This is a genomic window from Vibrio sp. Isolate32 (assembly GCF_022397955.1).
Taxonomy (GTDB): domain Bacteria; phylum Pseudomonadota; class Gammaproteobacteria; order Enterobacterales; family Vibrionaceae; genus Vibrio.
Genome location: NZ_JAKEUQ010000005.1, coordinates 101,582 through 120,159, shown reverse-complemented (window position 1 = coordinate 120,159; position 18,578 = coordinate 101,582). Strand labels below are relative to the sequence as shown.

General features: G+C 41.0%; 14 protein-coding genes. 9 read left to right on the top strand and 5 right to left on the bottom strand.

Translation table 11 applies throughout. The features are described from left to right. Nucleotides 1-48: 48 nt before the first annotated feature. The 3 genes from dctP to L1D11_RS05750 all read right to left on the bottom strand — a co-directional run bounded on the left by dctP (nucleotide 49) and on the right by L1D11_RS05750 (nucleotide 3,025). Complete coding sequence (gene dctP / locus L1D11_RS05760; RefSeq protein WP_239862257.1) at nucleotides 49-1,101, bottom strand: TRAP transporter substrate-binding protein DctP; 1,053 nt, start codon at nucleotides 1,099-1,101, stop codon at nucleotides 49-51. A gap of 65 nt (nucleotides 1,102-1,166) precedes the next feature. Further along, nucleotides 1,167-2,486: a TRAP transporter large permease subunit gene (locus tag L1D11_RS05755; RefSeq protein ID WP_122055016.1), complete on the bottom strand. Its 1,320-nt coding sequence runs from the start codon at nucleotides 2,484-2,486 to the stop codon at nucleotides 1,167-1,169. Further along, entirely contained in the window at nucleotides 2,483-3,025 is a 543-nt protein-coding gene (locus tag L1D11_RS05750; RefSeq protein ID WP_239862255.1) for a TRAP transporter small permease subunit, read from the bottom strand. The genes L1D11_RS05755 and L1D11_RS05750 overlap by 4 nt, the downstream gene beginning before the upstream one ends. Nucleotides 3,026-3,292: 267 nt before the next feature. Between L1D11_RS05750 and L1D11_RS05745 the strand changes: the two genes are divergently transcribed. Continuing rightward, nucleotides 3,293-4,150 carry a MurR/RpiR family transcriptional regulator gene (locus tag L1D11_RS05745; protein WP_239832052.1) on the top strand — a complete coding sequence of 286 codons (858 nt, stop codon included), beginning with the start codon at nucleotides 3,293-3,295 and terminating at the stop codon, nucleotides 4,148-4,150. A 779-nt stretch (nucleotides 4,151-4,929) separates the two neighbouring features. Here the strand turns inward: L1D11_RS05745 and L1D11_RS05740 are convergent. After that, nucleotides 4,930-6,261 (bottom strand): AAA family ATPase, encoded by a 1,332-nt coding sequence (locus L1D11_RS05740; RefSeq protein WP_239862253.1) that lies wholly within the window; start codon nucleotides 6,259-6,261, stop codon nucleotides 4,930-4,932. 381 nt (nucleotides 6,262-6,642) lie between these two features. Here L1D11_RS05740 and L1D11_RS05735 point away from each other — a divergent pair, with 381 nt between their 5' ends. Beyond that, nucleotides 6,643-7,182 (top strand): hypothetical protein, encoded by a 540-nt coding sequence (locus tag L1D11_RS05735; protein WP_239862251.1) that lies wholly within the window; start codon nucleotides 6,643-6,645, stop codon nucleotides 7,180-7,182. A 60-nt stretch (nucleotides 7,183-7,242) separates the two neighbouring features. Here L1D11_RS05735 and L1D11_RS05730 read toward each other — a convergent pair whose 3' ends face one another. Further along, entirely contained in the window at nucleotides 7,243-8,190 is a 948-nt protein-coding gene (locus L1D11_RS05730) for a competence protein CoiA family protein (RefSeq protein ID WP_104038539.1), read from the bottom strand. 165 nt (nucleotides 8,191-8,355) lie between these two features. On the opposite strand from L1D11_RS05730, the gene L1D11_RS05725 reads away from it, so the two are divergent. The 7 genes from L1D11_RS05725 to L1D11_RS05695 all read left to right on the top strand — a co-directional run bounded on the left by L1D11_RS05725 (nucleotide 8,356) and on the right by L1D11_RS05695 (nucleotide 18,576). Beyond that, a complete protein-coding gene (locus L1D11_RS05725; RefSeq protein ID WP_239862289.1) occupies nucleotides 8,356-10,698 on the top strand; it encodes a DEAD/DEAH box helicase in 2,343 nt (780 codons plus the stop codon). 55 nt (nucleotides 10,699-10,753) lie between these two features. Then, entirely contained in the window at nucleotides 10,754-10,945 is a 192-nt protein-coding gene (locus L1D11_RS05720; protein WP_239862249.1) for an MbcA/ParS/Xre antitoxin family protein, read from the top strand. A gap of 743 nt (nucleotides 10,946-11,688) precedes the next feature. Continuing rightward, nucleotides 11,689-11,874: a hypothetical protein gene (locus L1D11_RS05715; protein WP_239862247.1), complete on the top strand. Its 186-nt coding sequence runs from the start codon at nucleotides 11,689-11,691 to the stop codon at nucleotides 11,872-11,874. A 151-nt stretch (nucleotides 11,875-12,025) separates the two neighbouring features. Then, nucleotides 12,026-12,601: a recombinase family protein gene (locus L1D11_RS05710; protein WP_239862245.1), complete on the top strand. Its 576-nt coding sequence runs from the start codon at nucleotides 12,026-12,028 to the stop codon at nucleotides 12,599-12,601. 151 nt (nucleotides 12,602-12,752) lie between these two features. Then, nucleotides 12,753-15,188 carry a DEAD/DEAH box helicase family protein gene (locus tag L1D11_RS05705; RefSeq protein ID WP_239862243.1) on the top strand — a complete coding sequence of 812 codons (2,436 nt, stop codon included), beginning with the start codon at nucleotides 12,753-12,755 and terminating at the stop codon, nucleotides 15,186-15,188. A gap of 35 nt (nucleotides 15,189-15,223) precedes the next feature. After that, nucleotides 15,224-16,684, top strand: a complete 1,461-nt coding sequence (locus L1D11_RS05700; RefSeq protein WP_239862241.1) for a class I SAM-dependent DNA methyltransferase — start codon at nucleotides 15,224-15,226, stop codon at nucleotides 16,682-16,684. Then, nucleotides 16,684-18,576 carry a restriction endonuclease subunit S gene (locus L1D11_RS05695; protein WP_239862239.1) on the top strand — a complete coding sequence of 631 codons (1,893 nt, stop codon included), beginning with the start codon at nucleotides 16,684-16,686 and terminating at the stop codon, nucleotides 18,574-18,576. Before L1D11_RS05700 ends, L1D11_RS05695 begins: the two co-directional genes overlap by 1 nt. Nucleotides 18,577-18,578 lie beyond the last annotated feature (2 nt).

Genomic DNA, 18,578 nt, shown 5'->3' with positions numbered 1-18,578 from the left:
TCGTTGTTCCTCTTTGCACCGGCAATCGTAGCCGGTGCATTACCTGAGTTAGCTATAACGGTAAGGTTTACCTGCTTTTTCCATGTCGGCAGCGTACTTTTTGAATATATCCACTACCCGTTTGTTTCTTGGGCTGGTTTCGGCGACTTCATCCCAAAACTTAAGTGCTTCAGCTTCAACCGTTTTCCACTCTTGATCAGGGATGGTGGTTAATTCAAGTTTGTCGCCTTCAACACGTAGTTTTGCTTCGCCACCCCAATACCAGTGCTGACGATAGTAGTGCGAGCTGTCCATGCATAATTGCCATAGAGTTTTAAGGTGCTCAGGTAAGGCATCCCAGCGTTCGCTGTTGGCAAAGAAGGAACCACACCAAGCCCCAGAAATATTGTTAGTGAGGAAGTATTTGGTCACATCCGCCCAACCAACCGTGTAATCCTCGGTTATCCCTGACCATGCAATTCCGTCAAGCTCCCCAGTTTGAATTGCTACTTCAACATCTTCCCAAGGTAAGGTGACTGGAATAACACCAAAGCGAGAGAGGAAGCGACCCGCGGTTGGAAAAGTAAAGACACGTTTTCCTTTTAGATCCGCTAGGCTGCGAATAGGTTTGACTGTGGCAAAGTGACATGGGTCCCACGCACCTGCAGATAACCAAGTTACGCCTTTGATTTCGTCATAGGCTTCTTGCCAAATCTCTTTTAGACCGTACTGCTCAAATAGAACTGGAACATCAAGGCTGTAACGAGTTGCGAACGGGAAGTAGCCACCGAAAACAGAAATATCGACTGGCGCGGCAATGGAATCATCATCACTTTGCACCATGTCGATGGTGCCACGTTGCATGGCGCGGAATAACTCGCCAGTTGGCACAAGCTGATCGGCATAGAACAACTCAATGATCATTTCACCATTGGCAGCTTCGTTAAAAGCATCAACAGCTGGTTTAATGACATGTTCACCTAATGCAGGGCCAGCATAGGTTTGTAAACGCCATTTAATCGGCTCTTTGGTACTAGCAATCGCAGGTGTCACCGCCAATGCAGTAGCACCAGCAGCAGAAACAGCACCAGCTTTTTTCAGGAAATCTCTTCTAGAAGACATGTTTTATTCCTCCATGGAATGTGTGTCCATATCAAAAGTTATGGTTGTACATTGGGTGATTTTCATTAGCCGTAGTGGTACTCCGGAAGCCACAAAGCTAGTTGAGGGAAAGCCATTACCAGAATCAAACCAAACATCATAATGAGCACAAACGGAATGATTGAGGTGTAAATGTCTTTCAATGAAACTTCAGGTGGTGCCATAGCACGCATTAAAAACAGGTTGTAGCCAAACGGCGGTGTCATATAGGCAATTTGGCAAGTAATAGTGTAGAGTACACCATACCACAATAGGTCAAAGCCCAAAGCACCAACCAGTGGCACGTAGAGTGGGGCAACAATGACTAACATTGCCGTGTCGTCGAGAAAGGTGCCCATCAAAAGGTAAGATAGCTGCATTAAGATCAGTACTTGCCACGGGGTCAAATTGAGGCGGTCAATAAAGAAGCCTTCAATCGCTTTTACCGCACCAATGCCATCAAACACTGCGCCAAAACAGAGTGCAGCTAATATGATCCACATAAACATGCAGCTAATCGCCAGTGTTTTTCTTAGCGTCTCTTCCAGCACTGAGCGGTTAAGTCGTCTCTTTGCAATTGCGGCTATGGTGGCTGCGACGGAGCCAACTGCAGAGCTTTCAACTAAGCTGGTTACGCCCATGAGGAAAAGCCCAGTCATGGAAACAAAAATGAGTAGTGGGGTAATACCCGCACGCAGCAGCAATAGTTTCTCTTTTAGGCTAACGTTACGCTCTTCTTCTGGTAGTGCCGGGCCAAGATTTGGCTGAATTTTGCAGCGAATCACGATGTAAACAATAAACAGTGTCGCCATCAATAATCCCGGGAATACCCCGGCAAGCCATAGTTGACCAACAGGCTGACGAGCAATCATGCCATAGAGCACCAAGACCACACTCGGTGGAACGAGAATGCCCAACGAGCTGCCGGCTTGAATAACACCTGTGACCATGATTTTGTCATAGCCACGACGAAGTAGTTCTGGCAAGGCAATACTGGCACCAATAGCCATACCGGCCACGCTTAAGCCATTCATAGCCGAAATAACCACCATTAAAGCGATAGTCCCGATGGCTAACCCCCCGTTGAGTGGTCCCATCCACACATGGAACATCCGGTAGAGATCTTCGGCAATACCAGATTCTGATAGCATGTAGCCCATGTAGATAAACAGCGGTAGAGTTAACAGTGGGTACCATTTCATCAACTTGATTGCAGAGCTGAAGGCAATTTCAGAGCCGCCATCACCCCAGAGCGACAGTGCAGCAATCACGGCAATAGAGCCAATTACGGCAAATACTCGTTGACCAGTGAGTAGCATCAGCATCATGGCAGAGAACATCATTAAGGCGATCATTTCGTAACTCATGAGCTCGCCTCCAACTTGCTACCATAAACAATTGTCGCAATGTCACGAAGCCAAACGGCTATGGCTTGCAGCATCATCATAAATACACTAACAGACATAAGGATCTTTATTGGTGCCATGTATGGGCGCCACGCAGAATAACTGCGCTCGCCGTATTCAATGGCATAACTGGTGCTAGATATACCGCCATAAAGCAGCACGCTGAGATAGAAAAACAACATGATGACGGTGATGCTGTCGATGGCGGCTTTTTTGCGTGGAGTCCAATTGCCATAGAGCAGATCCATCCGGACATGGCTATGCAGTTGCATTGAGTACGGTCCACCAAGCATGTAGAAGGCAACCATAACGAATTGAGCCATTTCTAATGTCCACAATGAGGGAAAGAAAAACGTTTTGGAAACGGAGGAATAGAGCAATATTCCGATCATTACAAAGATTAGATACATCGCAAATCGCCCAATTCTGCGGTTGATGGCCTCGACTATTCTGACAAATACCTTAGCGGGAGAGGGCAGAAAGTTGATTGGATCCTGCATTGTTCGCGACTCCGTATCTTTTTGTTGGTAGGAAACTCATGGCTCCTTACTATCAACACTCTGCTCTTCCTACCATTCAACATCCGGCTCTAATTGGCTTAGAGGGGTGGTCAAAAATTGAACTAAATGTTGGTTTGTCACATAATAATTGCAAATAATTACAAATAGTCAACAAAAAAGAAAAGTTTATTTCACAATTCAGTTTGGTGTAATATTTGTTACGGTTTGTGTTAGGTTCGATTTTCACAATCACTTAAGGAGAATCAATTGACGGTTTCAGAAAAGATAAAAGAGAAATTTTCAACGCTTACAAGGGCTGAAAGGCAACTGGCGAATGTGATGTTAGATAACTATCCAGCATCAAGTTTAGGGACTGTCGTTTCAATTGCTGAAGCGGCCAAAGTCTCTAATCCTACAGTGGTTCGTTTAGCTAAAAAGCTGGATTTTATGGGCTTTTCAGATATGCAACGAAGTCTTCATGAAGAGATCGGTGATACGTTAAAAAACCCAATCGAAAAGCATGCATCTATCTCAAACTCTGATCCAAGTTCCCATCTTTTGGGACGGTTTTCTCACGCAGTTATAAACAATATTCAGCAAACTGTCGCGCAAATTGATGAAGAGTTATTCAACCAAGTAGTTGATACCCTTATTAACCCAAATAGCTCTCTATACATTGTGGGGGGGCGAATTAGCCATTCGATTGCTGAGTATATGTTTACTCATATGCAAGTGATCAGAGCTAACGTAACGATGGTGGAGCCTAATGCCAATCGTTGGTCACATTATGTGATCAATATGAACCCAGGAGATACATTGGTGGTGTTTGATATTCGTCGATACGAAAATGACATCCTGACCTTAGCAGAAATTGCCCAAAGTCGAGACGTAAGGTTGGTACTGTTTACGGATCAGTGGGGTTCACCGGTCAGTAAGTTTTCTCAGCATGTTTTCCATGCTCGTATTGAAGCCCCTTCGGCATGGGATTCTAACGTTGCAATTACCTTTTTGGTTGAAGCTTTAGTTGAAGCTGTACAGTCTGCTACGTGGTCAGATACCAGTAGCAGAATGAAAGATCTTGAAGTGTTATTAGATCGAGTCAAACTGTTTAAGAAGTTTGTTTAATTCACATTTGTCTACTTTGATGGTGAGAGAGAAATTCAAAGACAGTACAAAGGCAAAACAGAAGTTAAGGTGATAGACTACGTAGACACAAAACTACCGATGCTACAACGTATGTATAAAAGGCGAGAGAAGGGCTACAAAGCTCTAGGGTTCGAAAGTCACCTTTCTGGGGAAGCTTACTAAGGTTCACTTCAACTACCTATAAACGTTATGCCTGATGGAATCGCAAAGTAGTCAAATGGTGACTGTTCTCGGTTTGTCTTTGAGTAATAAGGTATAGACGCCTTTCGATGTCAGTGAGATATATTTCATGATTTCGTACCGAGTGTTAGTACAAATCAAACCTCAGCAGTCATCAAATTAAAAAAGGGCCAACTCTTTCGAGTTGGCCCTTTCCAAACGTTTGGTGGGCTGGCGACATTTGGAATGAAGTCTCAATACTCTATAATTCAGATGGTTATGATGGCGTTATGTATTCAGTGTAACATCAAGTGTTACATCAATTTCCTACTTAAAAAGGAACTAAACCCGCGTCCAAGTATAATTTTTTGTTATTGAAAGTCGTATCAACTATAGCAAAATGGTCTTAAAACGCGCTGTAATGGTTATTCATCAACAAGTGATTTATTACTGTCGAGCAATAATTGTAGCATACTCGATGAGGACGGTATCAGACCAATTCTTAGACCAAAAGGTTTGAACACTTTGTTCAAATGATATGAGCCAAATATTGCTCATATCATCGATTCTTCGCTCTTAATGAATATGTTCTTACTCACTTAGTTTTTATCTAGATCTCTTAGGTGATCAAGTAAGTATTCAGTGTAGTAAAGTGGCATCACTATGTGCTCTTTCTCTGTTGCTGGAGAGCCTTGAGTACCTGTAAGTTTGATCGTCTTGTGGGGCTTGCACTTTTCGATGTAAGACTGCAATGATTTTGCACGGGTTCGCTTACCGCTCTTCACTTCTACAGGCACAATACGGCCTAGGTCGTCAGCGATGATGAACTCTATCTCAGCCCTTGCGTCTCCCCAAGAGAAACTTGGTTCAATACCTAGTGCGGCGATTTCCTGTTGAACATAGTTTTCTACGACATACCCCTTGTATTCATAGCCTTGCTGTTTGATTTCACGGTAACCCGTACCGAGCATATGGTTCAACAGGCCTACATCAAAGAGAAATAATTTAACCGCATTTTCCTTCTGATAAGCAGCTAAAGGAGCACGAGGTTGTCCTTCAATAGGGTGGTTCTTTAGCGCAAGTCGACACTTGTGAAGCCATGTGATCGCACTTTCATATTCAGCATAACGAGATCTGCGTTCGTGAACGCCCTTGAATTTGAACCGCTTAACGGAGTCATCGAATACCGAAGATAACTGGGCTGGGATGCTTCTAAATACAGACTCGATGAGTTGCGCATCCACTTTTCCAGAGTATTTTCCGAAATCACGCATGTAGCCTTCAATTAAGTTTCGATGGACTTCAGAGACGGCTTCAATTCGGTCAATGATACTGAGTTGAGAGTTTTCGAACCACGAGTTTACGGCTTCAGGCATGCCGCCAACGAAGTAATAATCGGTTAGCAGCTCGATTAGCTTGGAATGAGCCGCAGAAGAACTCAGCTTTTGGTCAAACGCTTTTTGAAGAGCTTTCTCTCCAGATGCCCACAAAAACTCCCTGAAAGTCAGTGGTCTTAAGTTGTGCTGTTCAACTTTTCCAACAGGGAAGGAGGTGAGCAATCCAATATTGGAACCACTTGCAGCAACATAAGCTTTGGGAGCCTTTTCTGCAAAGTATTTAAGTGCGGTAACCGCTCTAGGGCATTCACCAATTTCATCTAAAATAAGTAGATCTGTAGATGGTTCGAAGGTTTGCCCTGTTAAGAGTTCAATATTGGTGATGATGTCATCAGGATTTAGAGAGCCAGAAAAAGCTTCCATTAACTCAGGACTTTCTAAGAAATCGATCCTTAGGACATTTTCGAATGTACTTCCTAACAGTTCCTGCAATAAGAATGTTTTGCCAGTTTGTCTAGCACCGTCAATCAGTAAAGGCTTCCTGGTTGGCTTGCCTTTCCAGGTGAGTAGGTTTTCAAGCAGTGTTCGTTTCATCTAGCCACCTCAGTGATAGCGATTTCATGTTCGATGTTCATTACATAAAAATGCGCGATAAAATGCAAGGGTAAACATTTTAACGCGCATTAAAATGCTTTTTTTGACATTTTTATGCGCGTAAAAGTGTGTATGTTGGTGTGCGCATGATTATGTGTGGTGGTGGGGGCTAGTCGCGATGATGAGTATATGGTGAGTGATTCATACCCAGTATAACCAACGACGTTATCAAGTGTTTATTTTGATGGTAAGACTTAAGTGATTGTTATTGTTGGTTTTATGGTTTATCTGAAATTGAATAATCAAAACAACAAGGTAAAAAGCTGCGTCATGTTATGGCAGAATTGGTGAGGTCTCGATTTAAGTATCATAAGGAATATTATGAATATCCAGCAAGTTTTTGAAGAGCTAGAAAAAGCGAGTGACTTTGAACTATTTCGGATCAAATCAGCCATAGAGAAAGTTTTAGAAGATCCAGATAGAGCAAAGGCTTTAAAAGCCAAAATGACGGTAGGTATGGAGGTGGAATATTTTTGTACTGAACGAAATCATTATATGCTTTGTAGCATATTGAAAGTCGGCAGGACTCGGGTGGAGATCCGTGAGAAAGAAACAGGTAAAGGTTGGTCATTGCCCTTTTACTTTTTGAACCTTGATCACATTGATACTGAGTTAATATCAAATAAAGCTGTAGGGCTGTCGAAGGCTGAGCTATCTATCGGTCAAACGGTGGGCTTTATCAGTAGTCGAGACAACCAAGAGTATATTGGACAAGTTTCCAAACTAAACCCCAAGAGAGCTGTTGTATTAGTGGCTAATACGGCTTGGACAGTACCGTATTCAATGCTATTCCCAGTGCTAGATTCAGAAGCGGGTCTGGTGAAACAAACATTGATACTTGGAGGTAATGTCGTGAAATAGTGTTTAGCGGTGTTCAATTTTTTCGGTTTGTTCATAAAAAATGAACGCTTGATGTGGCTCTTATCTTGAAGAGACCTCGCTAGCGTATAGGTGGCTATGGCATTGAGGGCAGATTGGTGTACTAGGTAGCGAAACTTGCCACTGGCATTGACACATGATGCACTCAAATTGAGCTGAACGTTTTGGTATAGGTGTTGGCAGGATAGCTTTCGTTGTTGATTGCCATGAGTCGGAGCGATGAAGGTTGACATTCCTCTGGTTGCGATGACGATATTGGTCATTACGAAAGCTCGGAGTAGGTGGTGGTGTGTACTGAGATGCCTTTAAGGATAATCGCTCAGTCGCTTCTTGTTCCAACTGAGCGTAGCGCGGATGAAATACCCACACTTTAGATTCGACATCGTTTTGAAGGTAATCTTTTAGTCTGTCCAGTTGCCGAGTCCCTGACACTTTATCGCGTGTAAATAGGTGATGTGTATCATCCAACTTGATTTCGAGCACACCGCATTGCCTGTTATGTGGTGTGAGCAACTCACTTGGAAGTGGACGGTTTGGGTGGGTGAAATAAATAACAAAGATGAACTCACCGACTCTGCCCATTACATCCACAATACATTTATCAAATAAAACTTCTTTATCGACGTTATCAAGTAAGATGGTGGATGATTTAGCAACCAAAAAATCTTCTGTGAAACACTTTCCTTTCGCTTGTTTTGTTAGAGAACTTCTGTACTCAGGAAGAACAATTGATATACCAGTTTCTATCACTTGTCTCGCCATCATGCGCACAGAAACAAAAAAAGAAAAATCACATTCTTTGTCAGTTCCTTCAACCTTACGGCTCGCATGAGCAAAGTGCCATTGCTTTTCTTCACCTTGTCTCGCAATCAGTGGTGTGTGGCAAGAAGGGCATATACAGCCGCAATTCTTCCCTCGCACAACATCAGCGACATCAACGAATGTCTGATCTTGGATTCTTAAGCCGAAAGGCACATGTTGAAGCAGCATCAAAACGTGAATAACTCTCAATTTAGCGACGGTATGTACTGATTTTAGGCAAGAATGCTTTATAAATATGTTAGATAGGTTGTGAATTGTGCCTTTGTTTTCGTATTGTCTTTTATACAATCGGTTATTAACTGCATGAAAGTGATGTAATTGTCGGGGTTAGATATGGATGAGCTTGAGCTAATTGAACAAAAGATTCATGAGCTGAAAAAGGATCTGGCTCAACTTGAACAGCAGAAGCAGCGTCTATTGACGCAAGGAGCGATTGAAAAGGAAGCTGCATGTGAAATGTCACCTCAGCAAAAACTGTCTATCTATCAGAGTTATTTTAAAGGCAATACTCAATGCTATTCGCATAGGTGGCAGAACCAACAAGGCAGAAGTGGTTATGCGATTGCTTGCGAAAACGAGTGGCATCAAGGTGTATGCGGTAAACCTAAAGTAAAGTGTTTGGAGTGCCCCAACCAAGCATTCAAGCCGTTAGGTGACGATACTATGTATGCCCACCTTACTGGCAAAGAGGTTGTTGGTTTGTATCCTATGCTGGCGAATAACACTTGTTGGTTACTAGCGGTTGATTTTGATAAAAGTGATTGGCAAGAAGCCTCTCTTGCGTATGTCGAAGTGTGCAAACTAAAAGGCATCGATTGTTTATTAGAACGATCTCGCTCAGGTCAGGGGGCACATGTATGGATTTTCTTTACACAGGCGACTGATGCAAAAGTAGCTCGGCAGTTAGGGTTCTATTTACTTGATGAAGCCATGAAAATTCATGGTGCTTTGTCATTTGATTCCTATGACCGCCTATTCCCTAATCAAGACGTGCTACCTATCGGGGGAATTGGGAATCTGATTGCTTTGCCGTTACAAAAACAAGCTCGTTTAAATGGAAACTCAGTGTTTGTCGATCACTCTTTTACACCATACCCTGATCAATGGGAGGTGTTAGCGTCGACGGGACGATTATCTATTGAGAAAATAGAATTACTTCTCGAAAGCAGAGTGGACCATCGAAATAATAGTGAAGATGGCGCATCAATCAAGCCATGGGAACGAACTGTGAACACAAGCGCTGCCATCTCAGACAAACCTAAGGCGTTAGACATCGTTCTCGCCAATCGATTGTACTTACCGATAAACCAAGTTCCGAATCCTCTAATTGCTCAGTTCAAAAAATTGGCATCCTTTTCGAATCCTAAGTTTTTCAAAGCCCAAGGGCTACGTTTGTCGACCAACGGAATTGCGCGTTTTATATGCTTGGCGGAATTAGACAGTGGTTACTTGAGCTTGCCGAGGGGGTGTTGGGATGACTTACAGGCTATTTGCTTAGAATTAGGGATTGCTCTCCAAGTTACGGATAATCGTTTTGTTGGTCAGGTACTAACGGACATGACATTTGTTGGCTCTTTGCGCTCAGCGCAAAGTAAAGCGATTGATGAGCTAATGCAGCATGATATTGGTGTTCTTCACGCTCCAACGGCCTTTGGTAAAACGGTAACGGCAATTGGTTTAATACAAAGGCGAGGAGTCAATACTCTGGTATTAGTGCATAACAAGCAGCTTGTTGACCAGTGGCAGGAGCGCTTAAAAGCTTTCACTCAGGGTATCGATATCGGCGTGTATACAGGAAGCAAGAAGAAACCGACTGGACAAGTTGATATCGCGACTTATCAAAGTTTGATAAACAGAAGCGACAATAGTGTTCATGCACTGGTGAAAGAATATGGTCAAATCATTGTGGATGAATGCCACCATCTATCAGCACCACAATATGAGCAGGTGTTATCTGAAGCGCATGCTAAGTACGTCGTTGGGATTAGTGCAACACTTGAAAGGCGAGATGGGCATCAACCGATCATATTTATGCAAGCAGGTAGAGTAAGGCATACCATAAAGTCAGAGCGAAACAATCAGTTTGCTCAGGTGCTAGATCGCCGAGAGCTGAACCTGGAAGTGCCTTTGCATTTATCTTCGAATGACCCAAAACCTCATATTTCCGAGATTTATCGTTGGTTAATGCTTCACCCTATACGTAACGCCACCATTGTTGAGGGGATTCAAAAAGAGGTCTCCAATGGCCGAGTTCCGATCGTGTTAACCGAGCGGAGAGAGCACGCCAATATCATTGCTGGTTTGCTTAATGATGTGGGGATCACACACCAAATATTAGTAGGTTCGATGAAGAAAAAGCAGCAAGCAGAGGTGATGTCGAAGCTAGGTAGTACACAGGTCATTGTTGCTACGGGACGTTTTGTAGGAGAGGGCTTTGATCTTCCACGCTTAGATACTTTGATATTGGCGCTGCCTGTGTCTTGGAAAGGCTCGTTAATCCAATATGTAGGACGAATACAGCGAGATTACAAAGGAAAAGAGGAGGTGAAAGTGATCGACTATATTGATACAAAAATTCCAATGTTGCTCAGGATGTTCAACAAGCGAGAAAAAGGGTATCGGGCATTAGGGTTTTTCGACAATGATCAGAGCACGTGGCAAAATAGCCTCATCTAGCTAGTTCTAAACTACAATTTTGCTGCGCGTACAACGTGATAGGGATAAAGGGAAAATGGATAGTAACAGTGAAATAAGGAAAATAGTTTTAGATCTATTTGTTCAAGAAGAACTTGCAGATGAATGGTTGAATACGCCCAAATGGTTTTTTGATGATTTGACTCCGTTAGAAATGCTACAAAAATCAGAAGGGAAAGAAGCCGTTTTATCCATTTTGGAGCGAATTCGCTATGGTGATTTCTCATAACATAGGATTTTGATGTTGGAAAAATAGAAGAAGTCATCCAAGTATCACTACAACTAATATTTAGCCATGGCACCTTTCAAATATGTGCCAGTTGTAGCAACCAAAGAAGATATGATTTGGTAATAAAGCCAGTTCATCACCATTTTTAAATAAAAAATAAATATAATTTCTGTATTACTTTTTAATTAATTATTCAACATTGAGTTTTGAATAAATTATTCAAGCTCATATACTTTTCCTATGTAAAAAACGATTTGTGATGAGTTTAATTTAAAGGACATTCGGCCTTTTTGGTCTTGGTTGATTTTTGCACAGCATGAGTGCGGTGTAAAAGTAGGCTCAATTTTAGGTCGCACTCTACCTTTGCCAAACTTGGCAGTGAATGTGCCAACATTGACAGTCGATGTGCCAAGTTTGGCAGAAGAAATTTATCTCGATTGGCTGCTTATTTCTTTAATAGAATGCAAATTTTTCATCCACTCCTTATATGTAATTATAACTTTATAATAGTTATAACGGTTATAATAGTTATAACACAAAAAATATAATTATTAAATCTAAAATTAGATCCTAAACGTTTATATTCTGATCTTGTTTTATTACCTGATCAATATTAATAAATGGTACTGCTGTTTAGTTTAATCATTTAATTTATTGGCGGCATAATTAAATGCTTTACTATTTGAATTTTATTTGATACTTATTTGTATATATTAACTATCACGTATTTTGGAATGTTTATTATGTATAAAGGTCAAACGTTATCTTTAAATAAAACAAATAGAAAAGAAGCTTTGAGAGGTTCTCAAAGCAGTAAACAAGATATTCAGGTTAAAGAGAGCCGTGTTCCTGGCTTGTATGGTTGTAATCGCTATAAGTCATCAAAGAGAAAGATTGAAGGTAGCAACATTGCGTTCAATCCATTTTAGAGTGGCTCCTAGTGGTATTAACAAACATCCGTATATTGATACCAGCTTTTGTTTAATTATGTGGGTATCATTAATCTATGGTATATAGTTTATGATACGAAAAGTTTATGATACCCCTATATTTGATACCAAAACTAGTAATGAGTGATTAATGCGTATTTTTGCATACTGTCGTGTTTCTACGACAGAACAGTCTACTGAAAATCAAATTATTGCTATCCGTCAAAAGGGATACGAGGTGAATGACTCTCGTGTTATCAGCGAAACGGTGTCTGGTTCTGTTGAGGCGATGAAGCGAGACAAATTTAAAATGCTGGTGGAGCATCAATTGGAATCCGGCGATATGCTGGTGGTTCTAAAGCTAGATAGACTTGGGCGAGATAACATTGATGTTCAGAAGACGATAACAGTGTTAGGGAAAAAAAGTATTAAAGTCGTTTGTTTGGATTTGCCAGTCGCCGATTTATCGAGTGCTGAAGGTAAGCTTATGCTCCAAATGTTCTCGGCTTTTGCTGAGTTTGAGCGAAATCGAATTAGGGAGCGAACCAAAGAAGGGCTTGAGCGTGCCAAAGCTGAGGGAAAAAAGCTTGGCAGACCTGCTGCTTTTGAAACAACTCGTTTAGTTCAGGAAAAAAAGCGAGATGGACTGTCTCAATCCAAAACAGCAGAAACGCTAGGTATTGGGATCGCCACCGTAAAAAGGCACTGGAACAAAAATATCAAATAGGTGTGGTTGGTAGCCTCAATATTATGCTGCGATTTGAATCTATAGATCTTGATAGAGTAGTTTCATAATAATTGAGGTAATACAGTACCTAAGAGCCACTAATACGTTAATATACCAATCAATAATTTATCGAATGTTGAGCTAGCTAGTTATGGATAAAAAGAAACTAACAGAACGAGATATTTGTACAAAATTCATCTTGCCCGCAGTTAAAAAGGCTGGTTGGGATATTCATACACAAATTCGTGAAGAGGTTTCTTTAACCGCTGGTCGCATTGTCGTTCGTGGTCAGATGGGCGCTCGCACTAAAGGGAAACGAGCAGATTTCGTTCTATATCACAAGCCTAATCAACCTCTTGCTATTATCGAAGCGAAGAAAAATACCTTACCAATCGCTGCGGGTATGCAGCAAGGCTTATCCTATTCTGATATCTTAGAAGTACCGTTTGTGTTCAGTTCAAATGGTGATGGCTTTATCTTTCATGACAAAACAGGCCTTTACCCTCAAACAGAGCAAGAGTTAACGCTTGATGAGTTTCCATCTCATGAAGAGTTATGGAGTAAGTATCAAGAATGGAAAGGCTACAAGCCACAAGAACTTGCTGTCATCACTCAAGATTATTACGAAGATGGGAGTGGAAAATCTCCGCGCTACTACCAGATGCATGCGATTAACAAAACTGTTGAAGCTATTGCTAAAGGACAAGATCGAGCTTTGCTAGTTATGGCAACGGGTACGGGGAAAACCTACACAGCATTTCAAATTATTTGGCGATTATGGAAAGCCGGAACTAAAAAGCGAATCCTGTTCCTTGCTGATCGAAATATCTTAGTTGACCAAACTAAAACCAACGACTTTAAACCGTTTGGTAGCGCCATGACTAAGATCACTGGTAGAAAAGTTGATACATCTTACGAGATATTCTTGTCTCTTTATCAGGCTATTACTGGCCCCGAAGAACATCAAAAAGCCTACAAACAATTTTCACCAGACTTTTTTGACCTAATTGTTATAGATGAGTGCCATAGAGGCAGTGCAGCCGAAGATTCTGCTTGGCGTGAAATCTTAAATTACTTCAGCAGTGCTTCCCATATTGGCTTAACGGCTACACCTAAAGAAACGGAAGAAGTCTCAAACTCAACTTATTTCGGTGAACCCGTTTATACCTACTCACTAAAGCAAGGTATTGATGACGGGTTCCTTGCACCTTACAAAGTTGTTAGGGTCGATTTGGACAAAGATTTACAAGGCTGGCGACCAACTAAAAATCAGTACGACAAGAACGGCGAACGGATTGAAGATCGCATATACAATCAGCAAGACTTTGACCGCACCTTAGTGATTGAAGAACGTACACAACTGGTCGCTAAAATTGTCAGTGATCACCTTAAAGCTACTGACCCGATGGCTAAAACTATTGTGTTCTGCCAAGACATAGATCACGCTAACAGAATGCGACAGGCGCTTGTAAACGAAAATCCAGAGCAAGTTGCCAAGAATCGAAAATATGTGATGAAAATTACAGGTGACGATGCAGACGGAAAAGCTGAGCTAGATAACTTTATTGACCCTGAATCACCTTACCCCGTTATCGCCACAACATCAGAGCTAATGAGTACAGGTGTTGATGCTAAAACGTGTAAGCTGGTGGTGTTAGATCAACGTATTCAATCAATGACCAAATTTAAACAGGTCATTGGTCGTGGTACTCGAATTGATGAAGAGTACGGTAAGCTTTGGTTCACCATTTTAGATTTCAAAAAAGCGACAGATAGGTTCGCAGATCCTGATTTTGACGGTGAAGCTGAAGTTATTTTCAAACCGAATGGTGGCGATTCAACTGTACCGCCAGAAGATGAGCTTACTGACACAGGTTCAGCCGATGACCCAACAGGTGGCTTAGACGATCCGTTTGCCCCTTCATCTGGTGAAAATGGTGAAGAGCCATATAAAACTGATGGAGGTGAACCGTTTACTGGTGGTTTTAGTGGCACTGATGGTGTAAATGAGCCCCGTATCAAGTATGTAGTTAAAGGTGTTACGGTCAGTGTACTTGCTGAGCGTGTTCAATACATTGGAGCTGATGGCAAATTAATCACTGAATCTGTTAAAGACTATACAGTAAAAACTGTACAACAAGAATACGCTACTTTGAATGATTTTGTTCGTAAGTGGAGCAGCGCAGATCAGAAACAAGCAGTCATTCAAGAACTGCAAGAGCAAGGTGTCATTTGGGAAGCGTTAGCACAAGAAGTGGGCAGCGAATATGACGCATTTGATTTAATATGCCACGTCGTTTACGGGCAACCACCATTAACGCGAAAAGAGCGAGCAGAGAATGTTCGTAAACGCGATGTATTTACCAAATATGGTGAGCAAGCAAGAAAAGTATTAGATGCTTTACTAGACAAGTATGCGGATAAAGATGTAGGTGAAATTGAAGAAGTTACCGTTCTAAAAAATGCCCCGTTCAATGAGCTAGGAAGGCCTATAGAGCTTCTAAGAGAGTTTGGAGGTAAGCCTAAATATCAAAGAGCGGTGCAAGAGCTAGAGAAATTTTTGTATGACGATGTAGCGAACAAGTGATACATCGGCATCAAGCAATAAATCCAGAGAGAAATATGTCAATTACAAGTATTGTAAAATCTATTCAAGATATCATGCGTAAAGATGCGGGCATTGACGGTGATGCACAACGTATCGGCCAAATGTCATGGTTATTATTCCTAAAAATTTATGACGCTCAAGAAGAAGAGCTTGAATTAATGGAAGATAATTATGAGCCACCAATCCCAGAGGAACTATTGTGGCGTAACTGGGCAAGTGATAACGAAGGCATTACTGGTGATGTATTACTAGAGTTCATTAATAACAAACTATTCCCTAAGTTAAAAGAGTTGCCAGCTACGGCAACTACCAATCCTCGTGGTTTTGTTGCCAAAGAAGCATTTAGTGATGCATTCAACTATATGAAAAACGGTACATTACTTCGCCAAGTAGTTAATAAAGTTGATGAAATAGATTTTCACTCTTCAAAAGAACGTCACATGTTTGGCGATTTATACGAACAAATCTTAAAAGACTTACAGTCTTCAGGTAATTCTGGTGAATTTTACACACCTCGCGCAGTTACGAGATTCATGGTCGAAATGATTAACCCACAGTTGGGTGAAAAAGTCATGGATCCTGCTTGTGGTACGGGCGGCTTCTTAGCATGTTCAATCGACCACTTAAAAGCTAACAATAAGATTGAAGATGAAGAAGTAAACAAGAAAGTTCAGAAACAAATATACGGTGTAGAGAAAAAGCAGTTACCGCATTTGTTATGTACTACAAATATGCTATTACATGGTATTGAAGTACCAAGCCAAATTAAACACGACAACACGCTTGCTCGTCCCTTACGTGATTACACCAACAAAGACAGAGTTGATGTGATTGTTGCTAACCCACCATTCGGTGGTATGGAAGAAGACGGTATCGAGCTTAACTTCCCGGCAGCATACCGCACGCGTGAAACGGCAGATCTTTTTTTACAATTGATCATTCATTTGCTTAAAGAAAGTGGTAGAGCCGCGATCGTATTGCCAGACGGCACATTGTTTGGTGAAGGGGTTAAAACCAAGATCAAAGAAAAGTTATTAACTGATTGTAACCTGCATACTATCGTGCGCTTACCTAACTCAGTATTTGCTCCATACACCAGCATCAAAACCAACATCCTGTTCTTCGACAAAGGCAAACAAACAGAAGATGTATGGTATTTCGAGCAAAAGTTACCTGAAGGTGTAAAGGCGTATAACAAAACCAAACCGATGAAGGCTGAAGAGTTCAAAACTTGTAAAGAATGGTGGCAGAACCGAGAAGCGGAACAATACCAGCACCTAGCTTGGAAAGTGTCTTTTAGCGAAATTAAAGAGAAAAACTTTAATCTTGATATTAAGAACCCATACCAAGAAGAAGCTATTTCACATGACCCTGAGGTGTTACTTGCTAACTATAACGAGCAACAGCAAGACATACAAAATCTTCGTAACCAATTAAAATCGATTCTATCTGAAGCATTGGCAGGTAAATCTTAATGACAGATATAAATAAGCTAATCACTGATAATATTGATGTTTGGTCTAGCGCCATAGAAAATAGGAACCCGAATGGTCGAGGTAGTTCCAGCAAAATAAAATTGGTAGGTATTAACAAACTACGTAATTTAATACTAGAGCTTGCTGTTCGAGGACGATTGGTTTCTCAAAACGAGAAAGATGAAGAAGTTTCTAAATTATTGCAAAAAATTAATTTGCAACGAAACCTTCTTATTTCGGAAAAAAAGATAAAACAACACAAGGTGTTACCTGAAATTACTATTGAAGAGCAACCATTTGATATCCCCGATAGTTGGAGCTACCAAAGATTTGGTGATGTTATGTTTAATCGTGATGGGGAAAGAAAGCCTGTATCAGCTTCTGAACGAAAAGGGATGCAAGGTAAGTATGATTACTATGGAGCTTCAGGTGTAATAGACCAAGTTAATGACTATCTATTTGATAAGACCTTACTGCTCATTGGAGAAGATGGTGCGAACCTATTAAGTAGGACTACACCTATTGCCTTTTTGGCTCATGGGAAATACTGGGTTAACAATCATGCACACGTTTTAGATGGTATTCATACGGATTTTCTTGAATTTGTTGCTCTGCATATCAATGCTATTTCGCTCGAAGACTATATAACGGGAACAGCTCAGCCGAAAATGAATCAAGCCAAAATGAACAGTATAGTTTTGGCAATTCCTCCTGAAGAAGAACAAAAGCGTATAATCGCCAAAGTTAGTGAATTAATGGCTCTTTGTGATCAGCTTGAACAACAAACTGAAGTCAGTATCCATGCCCACCAACTATTAGTTGAAGAATTATTATCGACACTTATCAGTAGTGAAAATGCACAAGAATTTGAACACAACTGGGCTCGGTTCGCCGATCACTTCGATTTGCTATTTACCACCGAACATAGCATCGAGCAATTAAAGCAAACAATACTGCAATTAGGTGCAATGGGTAAACTTGTTCCGCAAAACTCCAACGATGAACCTGCCTCAAAATTACTTGAAAGAATCGTCCAAGAAAAAGAGCAATTAATCAAAGATAAAGTAATTAAAAAGCAAAAATCTCTACCTGTAATTAAGGACTGCGAAAAAGCGTTTAGTTTACCTAAAGGTTGGGAATGGGAAAGGTTTGGAAATGTATATGAGTTGGTATATGGGGACAATTTGCCAAAACCTAAAAGAACCGAATCTGGCGAATTTAATGTCTATGGCTCAAATGGTGTTGTTGGCACTCATAATGAAGCTTGCGTTAAGTCACCATGTATTGTTATTGGTAGAAAAGGTTCTGCAGGTGCCTTAAATAAAAGCGAACAGAAGGGCTGTTGGGTGACTGACGTCGCTTACAGTTTAAGTCCATTTGCAAGCATGAACCTTGATTTTATTTTTTATCAACTACATACATGTGGTTTAGACAATTTAGGTAAAGGTATAAAGCCTGGATTGAATAGAAATGAAGCCTATGAATTGTGTATTGCAATTCCTCCTATAGAAGAACAACAGCGTATAGTAAACAAAATCGTCAAACTCTTTGAGCTATGTGACTCTATAAAGAACCTAATCAGTGAAGCTCAAAACACTCAATTGCGTTTGGCTACTACGATAGTTAACTCTGCATTAGGCCGTTCGTCATTTATAAAACTTGAAGAAAAAAAAGAGAGAAAAGCCATGAAGATATCAACTGAACTTTCTTTAGGAAGTGTTGCTTATGATAAATCTGCTATTTTGGCTCCTATAATTGGTGAAAGTGGCGGAGATGCTAAATCTATTTGGTATAAATGTGGATTAACACTACCTGATTTTTACAAACAGCTAAAATCAGAAATCGCTTCAGGCTTTGTTTCTAAACCAGCTAAAGCTGAGTTTGTAGGATAAAC

What these genes read in the sequence shown, in the direction of transcription:
- L1D11_RS05705 (WP_239862243.1), top strand. Translation starts at nt 12,753, where the DNA reads ATGGATAAAAAGAAACTAACAGAACGAGATATTTGTACAAAATTCATC.
- L1D11_RS05735 (WP_239862251.1), top strand. Translation starts at nt 6,643, where the DNA reads ATGAATATCCAGCAAGTTTTTGAAGAGCTAGAAAAAGCGAGTGACTTT.
- L1D11_RS05695 (WP_239862239.1), top strand. Translation starts at nt 16,684, where the DNA reads ATGACAGATATAAATAAGCTAATCACTGATAATATTGATGTTTGGTCT.
- L1D11_RS05700 (WP_239862241.1), top strand. Translation starts at nt 15,224, where the DNA reads ATGTCAATTACAAGTATTGTAAAATCTATTCAAGATATCATGCGTAAA.
- L1D11_RS05720 (WP_239862249.1), top strand. Translation starts at nt 10,754, where the DNA reads ATGGATAGTAACAGTGAAATAAGGAAAATAGTTTTAGATCTATTTGTT.
- L1D11_RS05740 (WP_239862253.1), bottom strand. Translation starts at nt 6,261, where the DNA reads ATGAAACGAACACTGCTTGAAAACCTACTCACCTGGAAAGGCAAGCCA.
- L1D11_RS05710 (WP_239862245.1), top strand. Translation starts at nt 12,026, where the DNA reads ATGCGTATTTTTGCATACTGTCGTGTTTCTACGACAGAACAGTCTACT.
- L1D11_RS05755 (WP_122055016.1), bottom strand. Translation starts at nt 2,486, where the DNA reads ATGAGTTACGAAATGATCGCCTTAATGATGTTCTCTGCCATGATGCTG.
- L1D11_RS05730 (WP_104038539.1), bottom strand. Translation starts at nt 8,190, where the DNA reads ATGCTGCTTCAACATGTGCCTTTCGGCTTAAGAATCCAAGATCAGACA.
- L1D11_RS05725 (WP_239862289.1), top strand. Translation starts at nt 8,356, where the DNA reads ATGGATGAGCTTGAGCTAATTGAACAAAAGATTCATGAGCTGAAAAAG.
- L1D11_RS05750 (WP_239862255.1), bottom strand. Translation starts at nt 3,025, where the DNA reads ATGCAGGATCCAATCAACTTTCTGCCCTCTCCCGCTAAGGTATTTGTC.
- dctP (WP_239862257.1), bottom strand. Translation starts at nt 1,101, where the DNA reads ATGTCTTCTAGAAGAGATTTCCTGAAAAAAGCTGGTGCTGTTTCTGCT.
- L1D11_RS05715 (WP_239862247.1), top strand. Translation starts at nt 11,689, where the DNA reads ATGTATAAAGGTCAAACGTTATCTTTAAATAAAACAAATAGAAAAGAA.